The 14926-nt window shown below is 38.5% G+C and carries 11 protein-coding genes; 6 read left to right on the top strand and 5 right to left on the bottom strand.

Annotated features, from left to right (window positions below; translation table 11 throughout):
* Positions 1–71 precede the first annotated feature (71 nt).
* Complete coding sequence (locus tag Q0093_RS09875) at positions 72–779, top strand: T9SS type A sorting domain-containing protein (RefSeq protein WP_297930018.1); 708 nt, start codon at positions 72–74, stop codon at positions 777–779.
* Between the two features lie 194 nt (positions 780–973).
* Here Q0093_RS09875 and Q0093_RS09870 read toward each other — a convergent pair whose 3' ends face one another.
* From Q0093_RS09870 to rplS, 3 genes are all read right to left on the bottom strand, one after another.
* Positions 974–1558: a DUF3109 family protein gene (locus Q0093_RS09870; protein WP_297930016.1), complete on the bottom strand. Its 585-nt coding sequence runs from the start codon at positions 1556–1558 to the stop codon at positions 974–976.
* Positions 1559–1640: 82 nt separating this feature from the next.
* On the bottom strand, positions 1641–3158 hold the full coding sequence (gpmI, locus tag Q0093_RS09865; protein ID WP_297930014.1) for a 2,3-bisphosphoglycerate-independent phosphoglycerate mutase: 1518 nt from the start codon (positions 3156–3158) through the stop codon (positions 1641–1643).
* Positions 3159–3549: 391 nt separating this feature from the next.
* A complete protein-coding gene (rplS, locus tag Q0093_RS09860; RefSeq protein ID WP_009318129.1) occupies positions 3550–3897 on the bottom strand; it encodes a 50S ribosomal protein L19 in 348 nt (115 codons plus the stop codon).
* Positions 3898–4165: 268 nt separating this feature from the next.
* Here rplS and Q0093_RS09855 point away from each other — a divergent pair, with 268 nt between their 5' ends.
* The 5 genes from Q0093_RS09855 (at position 4166) to Q0093_RS09835 (ending at position 10259) form a co-directional block, all read left to right on the top strand.
* Complete coding sequence (locus Q0093_RS09855; protein WP_297930012.1) at positions 4166–5008, top strand: metallophosphoesterase; 843 nt, start codon at positions 4166–4168, stop codon at positions 5006–5008.
* Between the two features lie 14 nt (positions 5009–5022).
* Positions 5023–5784: a 5'-nucleotidase C-terminal domain-containing protein gene (locus tag Q0093_RS09850; RefSeq protein ID WP_297930010.1), complete on the top strand. Its 762-nt coding sequence runs from the start codon at positions 5023–5025 to the stop codon at positions 5782–5784.
* Positions 5785–5795: 11 nt separating this feature from the next.
* Positions 5796–8777 (top strand): glycoside hydrolase family 3 N-terminal domain-containing protein, encoded by a 2982-nt coding sequence (locus Q0093_RS09845; RefSeq protein WP_297930008.1) that lies wholly within the window; start codon positions 5796–5798, stop codon positions 8775–8777.
* Between the two features lie 6 nt (positions 8778–8783).
* On the top strand, positions 8784–9668 hold the full coding sequence (locus Q0093_RS09840) for a peroxiredoxin (protein ID WP_297930006.1): 885 nt from the start codon (positions 8784–8786) through the stop codon (positions 9666–9668).
* Between the two features lie 123 nt (positions 9669–9791).
* Positions 9792–10259 (top strand): hypothetical protein, encoded by a 468-nt coding sequence (locus tag Q0093_RS09835; RefSeq protein WP_297302852.1) that lies wholly within the window; start codon positions 9792–9794, stop codon positions 10257–10259.
* Between the two features lie 156 nt (positions 10260–10415).
* Here Q0093_RS09835 and Q0093_RS09830 read toward each other — a convergent pair whose 3' ends face one another.
* Positions 10416–12188: a family 43 glycosylhydrolase gene (locus Q0093_RS09830; RefSeq protein ID WP_297930004.1), complete on the bottom strand. Its 1773-nt coding sequence runs from the start codon at positions 12186–12188 to the stop codon at positions 10416–10418.
* Between the two features lie 188 nt (positions 12189–12376).
* Entirely contained in the window at positions 12377–14638 is a 2262-nt protein-coding gene (locus tag Q0093_RS09825) for a GH92 family glycosyl hydrolase (RefSeq protein WP_297930002.1), read from the bottom strand.
* Between the last annotated feature and the right edge of the window lie 288 nt (positions 14639–14926).

The raw sequence follows: 14926 nt of genomic DNA, 5'->3' as shown, positions 1-14926 counted from the left end.
TGATTATACATAAAATATTTTATACTTTTCACACATACCAAGAAAAAAATTAACCACAAATATATAATCTCATGAAAAAACTCATCGTTGTTCTCACAGGATTAATCGTATTTTCTTTATGCAATACTCTACAAGCGCAAGAAACTACTGAATTTGAAGGAGAATTTCCATCAAGTACATCATACCGGATCAAGTTTTTTGGATATCTGTCAAAATATTATAGACCGATAGAGAACTCCCTTTATAACCTCTCTATCCAATACACTCCGTCAAAACCCTCATTAGAAATCATTGAAATGATCCCTACTGAAAATTATGGCTGCAATTTAAAAATAGGGTTTTCCTCTTTAGGAGCAGAATCTTACACTATTGAAATAATAGATGAAGACGCTCATTCTATTTGGGAAAATCCCATTGATCAGCAAGGCTATGTAACATATACTATTAACGATCTGTTCATTAACGGAAATTATACTATCTTCGTAACAGCTATCAGCCCACGAGGGAACATTAAATCCGACCCATTACATTTCAATGGACTAAACATTTCAAATAATACAATAGCTACTCAGCAACAAGAAAGATATACATTAATCACAAATGAGACAATTATTTCGAATAATAAAATAAGGGGAACTATTACCGACACCAATGGCCATACGGAGATGGTTTTTCTAAATGAAAACATCATTTCTATAAAAGAACTGCCTAAAGGAATATACATATTATCGGCAAAAGACGAATCGGGGAAAAGAATAGTACAGAAATTCATAAAATAAAGATCAATGACACATCTTACAATAAAACTACACAAGCATGCTATTATTACAAGCCTACAGTTCTCACTTTTTTATTTTTTTTGTTACAAAATATTATTCCCGGACAAAATATAACAACATCAGATATCCGAAAATCCAGTTATATACCATATCGAACCACCTATAAAGCAATTCCAAATATCCACACGATTTTATTATTTTTCCGCTTTTTGTTTTTCGTATTCGGCAACAGTCAGGCACAATTCATCGTACCACTCCTGACCAAATCTGCGAATCAAAGGCTCGCGGAGAAACTGATAAACTTTTACCCCCTCTTTTCTACCTAAAACCTCAGCAGCTTTACAAATTTTCCATTGGTTATAATTCACTGCTGTAAAAGTATCATAAGCCGTCAGACGTATAGGATAAAGGTGGCAAGATACCGGTTTATAAAAATCGGTCTTCCCCTCCCGATATGCCTTTTCTATGGCACAATGGCACATACCGCCCGGTTCATAACAGGTAAATACACAGTCCTTCCCATTGACAATAGAGGTGACCAGATCTCCTTCTTCGTCGATATAAGCAACTCCTTGCTCTTCTATTACTTGACGGGCGGCAGGAGTCAAATCATTCCATATCACCGGTAATACTTCTTTCAGCTTCCGCCGTTCTTCTTCATCGATCGGAGCTCCGGCATCACCCTCAATACAACAAGCACCCCGGCAGGCTTCCAGATCGCAGATAAATTCTCTTTCGACTACATCAAAACTAACCAACGTATCTTGTATCTGCAACATAAATTTTCTTTCTTAAAAGACAATGGATAACAGGAACATACCTATTATCCATTGCATATAAAATTCCGAACCTTCAAATTTTTTAATCGTTAATCAAGCACTTGCCCGTCATTTCGGCAGGAGGAACAATTCCCAAAATATGACAAATCGAAGGAGCTACATCTGCCAAAATTCCGTTTTCCACTTTCGCAGACTTGTTTTCCGTCACATATACAAACGGAACGGGATTCAAGGAGTGTGCCGTATTTGGTGTGCCGTCACTATTCAAAGCGTGGTCGGCATTTCCGTGATCAGCGATAATAATAGCTTCATATCCGTTTGCCTTAGCTGCTTCGATAGCGTCTTTTACACAAGCATCTACGGCAACGACAGCTTTCTCGATAGCTTCATATACTCCGGTATGTCCTACCATATCGCCATTTGCATAATTCACGACGATAAAATCATACTTATCTTCATTTATTGCTGCTACGAGTTTATCTTTTACTTCGTAAACACTCATCTCCGGTTTTAAATCGTAAGTAGCGACTTTCGGCGAAGGTACTAAAATGCGGTCCTCGTTATCGAATGGAGTTTCACGTCCTCCGTTGAAGAAGAATGTTACGTGTGCATATTTTTCCGTTTCGGCAATATGAAGCTGCTTCAATCCCTTCGAAGCTAAAAATTCGCCTAATGTATTCACCACATTTTCTTTATCGAACAAGATATGTACCCCCTTGAAAGATGCATCATACGGAGTCATACAATAGTATTGCAGATTAGGAATCGTACGCATCCCGAATTCCGGCATATCCTGTTGAGTAAGAACAACGGTCAACTCTTTTGCACGGTCATTCCGATAATTGAAAAATATAACCACATCTCCTTCTTTGATCGTCCCGTCAAAATTCGCATTGACAATCGGCTTAACAAACTCATCGGTTACTCCCTCATCATAAGATTCTTGCATAGCTTTCACCATACAATCGGCCTTTTTACCTACTCCGTTTACCAATAAGTCATAAGCCTCTTTAACACGTTCCCAGCGTTTATCCCGGTCCATAGCATAATAACGTCCGATAATAGACGCTATTTTTCCGGCACTTTTTTCACAATGAGCATAAAGTTGTCTTATAAAGCCTTCTCCGCTCTTCGGATCGGTATCCCTACCATCCATAAAACAATGGATAAATACATTCTCGAGATTATATTCTTTAGCTATATCACAAAGTTTAAAAAGATGATCAAGAGAACTATGTACTCCTCCATCAGAAGTCAATCCCATAAAATGGATATTCTTCCCTTTTTCCTTCGCATACGAAAAAGCAGAAATAATTTCCGGATTTTTCAAAATACTATTATCCGCACAAGCTCTATTGATTTTCACCAAATCTTGATATACGACACGTCCCGCGCCGATATTAAGATGACCGACTTCCGAATTTCCCATTTGTCCATCGGGCAAACCTACATTTTCACCGGAAGCCTGCAATTGGGAATTAGGATAAGTCGCCAATAAATAGTCCCAATAAGGTGTCGGAGTATTGAAAATAACATCATCTTTCGCATGATCGCCAATACCCCAACCATCCAAAATCATAAGAAATGCCTTCTTTTTCATTGTGTATTTGTTTTATAATTATAACCTGTTTTCTGAACGCACCACAAAGGTACGAAAAACGAAAGTATTTTTATACACAGAATGTCGTTATATGTTATTATTCCTACTTAAAATTTTATCTAAAAACAGAACAAAAGTGATTCCCCGGAGATTTTGAATTATTTAGAGACTATCTAAATTTTCCAATAAAAAATACAATCAGACCATCTTTACGTTTTCTTCTGGTATGTTTTCCCGTTTTCACTCGTCAGATAACATGCTATCTTCCTCGTAAAATCGATAAAATATCTTCGAAAGAAACTTTCAGATTTTATTCAAACCACGACTAATACAAAATAAAAACCGCCTCGTATTTCCGAAGCGGTTTTTATATAGCCTTCCTTGAGAATAATTACACTCTCTTTTCTTTGATTCTGGCTTTCTTTCCGGTAAGTGCACGCAAATAATACAATTTAGCACGACGCACTTTACCGATTTTATTTACAGTAATACTGTCGATAAACGGAGATTCGATCGGGAAAATTCTTTCTACTCCCACATTTTCAGACATTTTGCGAACTGTAAAACGCTTTTTATCACCGTGTCCTGAAATACGGATAACAACGCCACGATACAACTGAATACGTTCTTTGTTACCTTCTTTGATACGGTATGCTACGGTAATCGTATCCCCGCTCTTGAATTTCGGGTGCTGTTTCCCGGTAGCAAACGCTTCTTCTGCAACTTTAATCAGATCCATTTTTAATAGCTATTTAAAATGTTTGTATTGAAACGTAATGTAACAGGGTACTCTTCTCCTGCCAGAGATTACGAAAAGCGGTGCAAAGTAACAATATATTTGCCAGATAACCAAATCAAAGGGATTTTTTTTACAAACGAGGTAGGATAAACAAACTTCCGTAACAACAAATAAACGTTAATAACGGCATCGGGTTTCATCGCCCCGATAAAGTTTGCTATTTTCGCAATAAAAGTCACCAGAATAAGAACAAAGGAACAATAAAATCATGCGAACAAAAATTCTATCCGCTTTCTTTTTTTTGAGTTTCATCACGTTGACATTACAGGCGGAAACAAAAAAAATTGTATTTATACACACAAATGACACTCATAGTCAGATAGAGCCGACATCAAAATCAGCCTCTAAAAATCCCGATATGGGAGGAATTTTAAGAAGAAAGGCTCTTATAGATAGTATTCGTAGTGTTGAAAAAAACGTATTTTTAGTCGATGCAGGAGATTGCGTTCAGGGTACTCCCTATTTCAATTTTTTCAAAGGAAAACCTGAAATAGAACTGATGAACGCTTTAGGCTATGAAATAGGGACGATAGGAAATCACGAATTCGACAACGGAGTGGAAGCCCTCGCACAAATGTACTCTCTTGCAAAATTCGATATTATAAATGCAAATTACGACGTCAGCAAAACAGCTCTGGCTTCTAAAATAAAACCTTACGTCATCAAAGAAATAGATGGCATTACGGTCGGTTTTATAGGGTTAGGGGTAAATCCGAAAAGTCTTATCGAAGCAAAAAATTTTAAAGGCATCATTTTTCATGATCCTATCGAGACAGCCAATAAAATAGCCGTACAATTAAAAGAAAAAGGGGTAAACGTCATTGTCATCTTGTCGCATATAGGTTTTGAAGAGCCGGGAAACGTGCCTGATGACATCAAATTAGCAGAACAAAGCGAAAATATAGATGTTATTATCGGAGGACATACGCATACATTATTGCCTATGGCAAAAAAAGTAAAAAACAAATTGGGGAAAGATGTCATCATCGGACAAACCGGTAAAAGCGGTCTGAATATCGGAATCATAGAGTTAACTGTTGAAAAAGAATAAAAGAAATGGAATTTATGAATACATTGAAATATATTATCGGCGGAGTCGTTTTATACACTATTACAGCCTGTACCGCAACTCACTATACAGTTACAGAAAGCAAAGGATATACTATTCCCGTAACAGCAAGACTCGACGCTTCCCCTAATATGGCTGTCGCTGAAATTATAGATATTTACAAAACAAAAGTAGATAGTATCACATCCCGTATAATCGGACAATCGGAAATAGCAATGGATGTAGAACGTCCTCAGAGCTGTCTGTCGAATTTCACTTCCGATTTGTTAGTGGAAACTGCAGAAAAAAATACCGGAAAGAAATGTGATTTCGGAGTCATGAATATAGGAGGAATACGCACATCTTTACCTGAAGGAGATATTACGGTCGGAAATATATTCAGTATTTTCCCGTTCGAAAACAGCATTTCCGTAATTACTCTGAAAGGAAAAGATGTAAAAGATCTTTTTGATATCATAGCCCGTCGCGGAGGTGAAGGAGTAAGCAAACAGGTAGAAGTAAAAATCGGGAAAGACGGGAAAGCATACGGACTAAAAATCAACGGAGAAAAAATCGATGATTCCCGGTTATATACAATAGCTACAATCGATTACATAGCCAATGGCAACGATGAACTGGTCCCGTTTAAAAATTCAGTGTCACGCACCGATTTGGATTTGCGGTTGAGAGACGTCATGTTGCAATATATAGCAGACAAAACTGCTAAAGGAGAAAAACTGAAAGCCTCGTTGGACAACAGACTCATTCAAGAAAAATAAAAAACAAATCAATGAAAGACCGAATATTGCCAATTCTTTTTATACTGTTTTTTATACTTCCCATACGAGCAAAACGGGAACCGGATCTCTATAAAAAAGCAGATTCCCAAAGAATGGAGCATTGGGTAGATTCGGTTTTCGACTCAATGAGCGTAAAAGAACGTATCGGGCAACTTTTTGTGTTAGCAGTCGATGTCAACACATCCGCAAAGAACAAAGAACTGATACGCAAATATGTTGAAGAATACAAGGCCGGAGGTCTGTTATTTACAAGCGGGGATGTACAAAAACAAGCGGAATTAACCAATTACGCCCAATCTCTGGCAAAAATTCCGCTCATGATCACCATGGATGGAGAGTGGGGACTTGCCATGCGGCTAAAAAATACGACTAAATTCCCGATCAATATGACATTGGGAGCAATCTACAATGACAGCCTTATTTATGCTTACGGCAAAGAAATGGGACGTCAATGTCGCAGAATGGGAATACAAGTAAACTTCGCTCCGGTTCTTGATGTCAATACCAATCCGCAGAATCCGGTAATCGGAAGACGGTCATTCGGTGAAAACCCGGAACAAGTAGCCCGTAAAGCGATTGCATACGCCAAAGGTCTCGAAAGCGAAGGTGTAATGGCTGTCGGGAAACATTTTCCCGGACACGGCGATACTTCCGAAGATTCCCATCACACACTCCCGATTGTCAATCATAGCAAAACACATCTCGAAAAAAACGAACTATTGCCCTTCAAACGTTATATCGATGCCGGATTATCCGGAATGATGACCGGACACCTACTCATCCCGGCATTAGACAATACAACAGAGTTGCCGGCCTCTCTTTCTCCGGCTATTGTCGACACTCTATTACAACAAAAACTTAGATTTCGAGGACTTACTTTTACCGATGCATTAGAAATGAAGGGTGCATCATCCTATCCTGACCAAGCCCTTACCGCACTGTTAGCCGGGAATGATATGCTGTTGAAACCGGTTATTCCGGGAACTCAAATCGAACGGTTAGAAAAAGCGTTGGAAAATAATGAAATATCTCACCAGATAATTGAGGAAAAATGTCTTAAGATATTGCGTTACAAATATATACTCGGATTAAACCAATACCGACCGGTCAGAACAGAAAACCTTATCGAAGAACTTAATAATCCCAATGCAGAACGAATCACACGCCAGCTCTTCGCACGTTCAGTGACCTTATTAGAAAATAAGAATAATACGATCCCTCTTTCAGATCTCGAGAAACGGACATTCGGAGCTGTCTCGGTAGGTGTAAAAGCCAAAACTTCTTTCCAAAACATGCTTCAAAATTATGCAGAAGTTGTCCCATCGCTACTATATGCAGGTATGAAACCGGCATTAACCAACGAAACGATTCAGCAACTATCAAAATATAATACGATAATCATCGGCATATATTCTGAAAAAAAGGAAAATATCGAACTCGTAAAACGAGCTTGTAAAGGGAAACGCCCCATCCTTGTCTTTTTCGTATCTCCGTATGCTTTAAATGCGTATAAAGACATATTACCCGATGCAGAAGCCGTAATAATGGCTTACGAAAGTACGCCGTTAGCTCAAGAATATGCAGCCGAGCTATTATTCGGGGGTATAGAAGCAAAAGGCAAATTACCGGTTAATATACAGGGATTATATGCTATGGGAGAAGGATTGAAAACTCCGATAACCCGATTGGGATATGCCTCTCCGGAAGAAGCAGGAATGGATAGCCGGATTTTACAAAAGATCGATACTATCATAAAAGACGGAATTCAACAAAAGGCATTTCCCGGATGTCAGGTATTGGTCGCCAGAAAAGGAAAAATCGTTTATGACCGCACTTTCGGTTATTTCGACTACGCTCACACTCACCCGGTTAATTCCGGAGATGTCTATGATGTCGCATCGATAACCAAGGCAATCGCAACAGTTCCGGCAATCATGTTGTTAAATGATAAAAACCAAATCAATATCAATAGCGGAATCAGCCGTTATATCCCGGAAATCCGAAAAACATTTTCTCCGAATATCACAATCCGTAAAGTTCTGTTCCACGAAACCGGATTACCTTCGGGTATTCCGATCGCAAAGCTGTTGACAGATACTCTTCCGGGTAAAGCCCCCTTATATAAAGGTAGTCGGGACATCAATTACCGGATTCAAGTTGAGAAAAAACTATTCGCTCATAAAGACAGTAAGCTTCGTTCGGACTTGTTTTCTTCAGTAAAAGAAAAAGATTTTACTATACCTATCGCTGAAAATTTATTTGCATCTCCGGCATTAAAGGATACAATTCTAAATGCTATTTATCGAATAAAACCGTTCGAAAATAAGAAATACAGGTATAGTGACCTCAATTTCGTCCTGCTTCAAAAAGCGGTGGAAAATATTACAGGAGAAAGTATTGATAAATATTTGATGACAAACTTTTTTGCACCTTTAGGTGCAAACAGAACCACTTTCCGACCATTATTGAAAATAAACAGATCAGAAATCGCACCTACCGAAAACGACGAGTTTTTACGAAAACAGATTATGATCGGATATCCCCATGACGAACTGGCTTGTTTTCTTGGAGGTGTAAGTGGAAATGCGGGATTGTTTTCCAATTCGACCGATATGGCTAAAATACTGCAAATGATGCTCAACAAGGGTACTTATGGGGGGAAACGTATTTTAACGGAAAATTCTGTCAAACTTTTTACTCAAACCAAAAGTTCTAACAGTCGCAGAGGAATGGGGTTCGACAAACCGGATGTGCAAAACACAAAGAAAAGCCCGACCTGCGAAGAAGCTCCGGAATGTGTTTATGGTCACACAGGTTATACGGGAACAGCATTTTGGGTTGATCCGGAAAACGATCTGATTTTCATTTTTCTAAGCAACCGAGTCTATGCTCATCGTTGGAATACAGCTTTAATGTCTCTGAATATTCGCCCGCGTATTCAATCGGTCATATATCAGTCTATAAAAGATTAACAGGATATGAAAAAGATTTCTTTTGTCGGATTTTTCATCTGTTTATTTTCTTTCCTACTCGTACCGAAAGCAAACGGAAAGAATAAAATATCGAAATCTTCCGACAAATACTCAGTATCTCAAGATAATATAAAAACACTCATAGATTTTTTGAACCATAAAGATTTCAATACTCCCGACTTTTCTTGCAGACTTGCGTATTTTATGGATTCTATTATCACTCAGCAACCAGACACAATATTTAATGTAAGCTGTCGATTGATCGACAATTGTTCGTCCGATAAAGCAAAGCAATGGACTCTGGATTTTTTATTTTACCGGGCAATCGACAGTCAAATACCATGGATGGAAAACGTCTGGATAAAACTGGCGGAACAGTATTATTTAAAACAGCCGTTCGGCAATGAAGATCCGGGATGGATAGAACGATTAAAATATACTGTAAAATTGAAAAAGCACTGTCTAATTGGAGAAAAAGCCGTACTCTTTACGGCCTTAACTCCACAGGGTGACACATTAAATTTAAAAGATCTTTACGGAAAATATATGGTTATCTGTTTCTATGATCCCGACTGTACTCATTGTAAAGAAGCAATCCCCTCTTTACACAAATTTTATAAGAAATATACACCGAAAGAACTGAGTATTGTCGCATTCAATATATCCGATGACATAAATTTATGGCGTTCTTTCATACAGAAACACAAACTTCAAGACTGGACAAACCTATGGGATCCTGACCGGAATATATCCCGATATGATAGTTTTTACGATACCCCTCTCTCCCCGTCTTTCTATATTCTGGACTCCGAGAGACGTATAATATCGAAAGATATAGAAATAGAGGAAGTTAAAACATTCTTAACAGAACAGTTATCTTCAGGAAAATAAATGCTATTTCCCATAAATATTGCTATGGATTCCCGATAGAGGGAAACATTTTGTACAGATGATTTGTTTTGATATATAAATTATCATATCTCACTATAAATCAAAAAAAAATAAATATAGTTTATGGGAAAAACAGCAATATTTTATGATTCACATATCGAAAAAAGGGGAAATATGATTAATGAAACTTCTGAAAAATGGGGTGTCAAAGAGTCCGACATTTTTTCTCTGGTATCGATGACAAAAGAAAAATTAAATAATTATGATACTTTCGTTTTCATATCTCCCAACTGGCAAGCCGGAGAATTGTCTGATGAATGGAAGAACGCTATCATCTTATTAAAAAAATCAGATCTCAAATCAAAAAAGATCGCTTTAGTCGGCTACGATGAGAATCTTAATATCTGCCCGGCAAAAACATTCAGAGATGAACTGAAAGACAGTGGTGCTGAATACATCAATAAGTGTATTGCTCCCAGTGAGAAATTTGCCGGAATCGCGATAGATAAAGCCGATAATAGAGAAACGACAACAGAAGAAGTCAAAGAAGCGACCAAAGAAATGAACTATAACCCAAATGCTCATTTATAGAAAATCATGTCACAACATAACCAATAAAGAGATAAACGCCATGTTTGGCAAACATGGCGTTTATCTCTTTAAATCAGACTTTCAAAATCACCTTTAAAGTCTATCTAAATTCGCGCAGGCATTTTTTATCGAAAAAAAATGAACAAGCTCTTCATATTAATCTGCGACAATATTTCTCCCTTCAGTCACTCCGTTTTCATTATAAGCATCTACTCGATAATAATACTTTTGCCCGGGTATAAGAATATGAATATCTAAAGATGTCTTATTTTTATCTTTCACTCGAATTGTCTGATTCAAGAAATCCTTACGATATCCGAACTGTACGATATATCCGTCAGCATTTGGGGATTTATTCCATTTTACAGTTGCATAACGATCATCCTTTTCATCCCGTAACACAGAAACATTTTCCGGCCGTTTCGGCAACTTTCCGTTGCCCTCTCCGAAAACCCGCAAATCAGATAAAGCGAACTTTCCGTTTTTAGCACTATAAATACTTTCTATTTTGATATATGCGGCTTTTACCGGCTTTTCCAATTCTACATAATCATGAGTAAAGGCTTTTTCTTTACTCTTATCGATCAACAATGTCCAATTTTTCCCATCTTTCGATACATATAACTTATACAAATTATAATCATCGGCATCTTTTAAATTTTTATCGATCTCTATTTCGGTAAAATTGACCTGTATCGCCCGCACGGTCTTTACTCCTCCCAAATTCATGCATAACCATTCATTCGGGTTCTTATGTTGAGCAGCCCACCATGTACGAATATCCTCATCGGCAGCTTTGGAAGGTTCTCTACCCTTTTCAAATGAGGAGGCAGTACATTCCTTATCTTTGGACAAAAGATTCCAACCAGTCCAATTGATTTTATCAGGATCGAATTTTTTTTGCGGGATATATGCGGGATATTCTCCGAAACGAGTATATACTTTCATTCGCCCTTCTTTATCAAACTTCACAGGAAATAACCCGACCCGACGTTCGAATCCGGTATATTTACCTACCCACATCGTAGAAACCTGCCACCAGTTTTCATATTTATCCTGAAAAACGCAGCTATGTCCGGCACTTCCCATAAATCCTCCGACATTCAACGAAATAGGATTATAAGGCTGTTCTACGAACGGTCCTTTCGGATTATCTCCTACCAATACAAAATCACAATACCATTGGGATGCTGTTCCGGGTGTTGCATACTGAAGATAATATTTCCCGTCGTGTTTTACCATCCAACTACCCTCAGGACAGGGTTGCCGTTTGAAATTATATTTCCACTTCCCGGCTTCCAGCTCTCGGGCAAGCTCATGTTGCCCGAAATGATACCCGGCGCACGTGTCCATATTCGTTATGCGGGGGCGCAGTATGCTTTGCGATTGAGGGATAACCTCCTTTTTCTGCATATCATATTCAAAACATTCTCCAGGCCCGCCTAAACCATTATATACATAGATCTTTCCGTTCTCTATCCAAAAATGAGGATCTGCCGACATACGGATTTTCCCGAAAGATTCCCATTTCCCGGTAGAAGGATCTGAAGACCGGATTATCAACCCTGGACTCCGTTTTCCGTTGAAATCGAAAAAATATACATAATTACTATCAGCAGCCACAGCAGGTGCGGTATAGCGCATTCCGTCGGTAATAGCTTCTTTGCGGACATTCTCGCTGAACTCCATATCTTTCCAGTGAATAAGATCGTCCGACATACGATACCCTCCCCGATCTTGAGTCGTAAACAAATAATACTTCCCTTTAAACGTCACAATAACCGGGTCTGCACACTCTCTATAAGGCTTATTGGCATCTTTACCTCCGCAACCATAACTCAGGTCGAGCGGATTACAAATTGTTTTCTGAGCCTCTATCGAAATAGAAAAACCCAAAAGGACAAACAGCAGCAATGAATTTTTTTTCATGATATATATAAATGAACGATTACAAGACAAAGGTAAATGCGGAATATTAACCACCCTTATAACTGGCACTTAATAATCAATTAACAAACCGATAACCTACACTTTTCGATTAAAATATAGAATAAAAGCTGTCGCAAAATAGAAATCTGCGGCAGCTTTTATTCTATATTCCTATACTAACTGGATTTCTACTCTTTATCGAAAATCAAAGAAACAGGTCGATCTTCTTTTGCTGTTCCGAAATCATAATTCGGCTTATCTCCCATATAGAAAGTCAGTTTTCCGCCTTTCATAATATCCTGATAAAGGATATAACTACGAGAATAAGGTTTTCCATTCAACTCAACCTTTTGTATATAGATATTTTCCGGACCGTTATTTATCGCCTCTACAATAAATGTTTTATCTTCAGGCAATGTGATCGACACCTCATCAAACAAAGGACTTCCGAACACGAACACCCCATTACACGGATTCACTTGATAAAAGCCTATAGAAGAGAGTATGTACCAAGCTGACATTTGACCGCAGTCCTCATTTCCAATAATTCCGTCCGGCTGATCTGTGTAGAAATTATCCATGATATAGCGTACCTTTTCAGCAGTTTTCCACTGCTGTCCTGCAAACGCATAAAGATAGGCCACATGATGACTCGGCTCATTTCCATGCGCATACTGTCCGATCAATCCCGAAATATCAGGAGCGGCATACTCTCCGAGATCTCCCTCTGCAACATAAAATTCATCTAATTTTTTTGTAAAGCCTTCATCTCCACCAAACAACAAAATCAACCCTTCCGGATTTTGAGGAACAAAGAAAGTATATTGCCAACCGTTTCCTTCACAGAAATCTCCCCGCCCGTGAACATTAATGAACGGATCATAAGGAGTCCGCCAACTTCCGTCAGCCATTTTGGGACGAATAAACCCAATAGAACTATCGAAATAATTTTCAAAATAGTTAGCCCGTTCGGCAAAAACACGATAATCAGACAATTTTCCCATACGTTTCGCCATTTGAGCAATACCCCAGTCTCCGACAGCATATTCCATGGCAAAAGATGGAGCTTCATGAACAGAATCACAAGGAATATAACGACGATTCATCAAGAAAGAAATACCCTTTTGATTCGGATTAGTAGCTGATTTGACACATGCATCAAAAGCCCGTTCAGCATCAAATCCCCCAAACCCTTTTAAATAGGCATCCGCAATAACCGGTATGGCACTATAACCCGGCATACAATTCGTCTCACCACCTGCCAAAGGCCAAATAGGAAGGCGTCCTTGTTGATCGTAAATACCCAACATCGAATTTACAATATCCGAGACCATTTGCGGATGAATAATCGTAAACAACGGATTCAATGCACGATAAGTGTCCCACAAGGAAAGTGTCGAATAATTGGTATAAGGCACATTACTGTATACTTTATCATCATGTCCCCGAAAATCGCCGTTTACATCACTGTATCTTGTAGGAGCAATGGCCGTATGATAAAGGGAGGTATAGAAAACTTTCTTATATTTTTCGTTCGATGTTTTAATCGCAATTCGTGAAAGTTCCCGTTCCCACAGTTTTTTACCGGCAATAACAACACTGTCAAAATCAAAAGACGGCATTTCTGCATCCAAATTAGCCATAGCATTTGCACAACTAACCGATGAGATTCCGATTTTCCAAACTACATTTGAAGGGGCTTTTTCAAAACGAGCCACACCTTTAATCAGACCGTAACCTTCTTCCTCTTTAACAAGTTGATCTTTATCAAAAACCACCAACTGATCTACAGGGACATTACTTTTAATTGCAAAAAAGATTTTATGTCTGGGACTCCATCCTTTAGAAAAACGATACCCCTCTATTGTGTTACGATCCACCAGCCTTATATAAGTAGAGTCTGCCCGATCACCATTACCTTCTACCAAATTGATCATAACGTTTGCCGTCCGGTCGGTAGGAAAAGTATAACGGTGCATCGCAGCATGTGCGGTAGCAGTTAATTCAGCCCTTACGCCATTATCCATCAACAAAGAATAATAAGCAGGTTCAACTTTTTCATTATCATGACTGTAAGTAGAAGCATAAGCTCCCTCGATATTATCTTGCTCTCCCCGATCGATCTTCACATCTCCCGGATAAGGCATTAACTGTATATCCCCCATATCGGAACAGCCTGTCCCATTCAGATGAGTTTGAGAAAATCCGATAATAATACTGTCAGAATAGTGATATCCGGAGCACCAGTCCCAGCCTTTATGAATATTATTAGGTCCGGCTTGTACTGCACCGAACGGAACACTCGCTCCGACGAATACATGCCCATGACCTCCCGCACCTATATACGGATCAACTCGGTTATAAAGCTCTTCTACGGGAGCTTTTTGTTCTTTACAAGAAAAAAAGACCGCACCGGCAAGTGCAGCAGCGAACAGCATTTTTGTTTTCATGTGCAACTATTTTTGTTTTTGATATACAGTTATTGTAATGTGCTTTATATGCAGACACCTTTTACACGATTACAAAAACAAAGATAGACGCACATAATTAATAATTTCGTAAAATAGACTTAACGTATCAATTAGAAAAAACATAATAGAGAAATTTTCCCCCGAAAAAAAGAAATTAAGCGAATTTCTAAGAGCCTGTCTAAATTTTGCTCGGGTCAGTTTTGAGTGTTTCTTTCGAGGATATTTTTCTGTTTTTATGAGGAGAATAGCGGGCTATTTGACGAGGGA

This window comes from uncultured Coprobacter sp. (genome assembly GCF_947855755.1).
Classification (GTDB): Bacteria; Bacteroidota; Bacteroidia; order Bacteroidales; family Coprobacteraceae; genus Coprobacter.
The sequence above is the reverse complement of the archived record's forward strand: the minus strand, read 5'-3'. Positions and strand labels throughout refer to the sequence as shown.

Bases quoted from the DNA above. Each gene is read 5' to 3' on its own strand.
- gpmI (WP_297930014.1), bottom strand. From the start codon at position 3,158: ATGAAAAAGAAGGCATTTCTTATGATTTTGGATGGTTGGGGTATTGGC.
- Q0093_RS09840 (WP_297930006.1), top strand. From the start codon at position 8,784: ATGAAAAAGATTTCTTTTGTCGGATTTTTCATCTGTTTATTTTCTTTC.
- Q0093_RS09850 (WP_297930010.1), top strand. From the start codon at position 5,023: ATGAATACATTGAAATATATTATCGGCGGAGTCGTTTTATACACTATT.
- rplS (WP_009318129.1), bottom strand. From the start codon at position 3,897: ATGGATCTGATTAAAGTTGCAGAAGAAGCGTTTGCTACCGGGAAACAG.
- Q0093_RS09825 (WP_297930002.1), bottom strand. From the start codon at position 14,638: ATGAAAACAAAAATGCTGTTCGCTGCTGCACTTGCCGGTGCGGTCTTT.
- Q0093_RS09875 (WP_297930018.1), top strand. From the start codon at position 72: ATGAAAAAACTCATCGTTGTTCTCACAGGATTAATCGTATTTTCTTTA.
- Q0093_RS09845 (WP_297930008.1), top strand. From the start codon at position 5,796: ATGAAAGACCGAATATTGCCAATTCTTTTTATACTGTTTTTTATACTT.
- Q0093_RS09835 (WP_297302852.1), top strand. From the start codon at position 9,792: ATGGGAAAAACAGCAATATTTTATGATTCACATATCGAAAAAAGGGGA.
- Q0093_RS09855 (WP_297930012.1), top strand. From the start codon at position 4,166: ATGCGAACAAAAATTCTATCCGCTTTCTTTTTTTTGAGTTTCATCACG.
- Q0093_RS09830 (WP_297930004.1), bottom strand. From the start codon at position 12,188: ATGAAAAAAAATTCATTGCTGCTGTTTGTCCTTTTGGGTTTTTCTATT.
- Q0093_RS09870 (WP_297930016.1), bottom strand. From the start codon at position 1,558: ATGTTGCAGATACAAGATACGTTGGTTAGTTTTGATGTAGTCGAAAGA.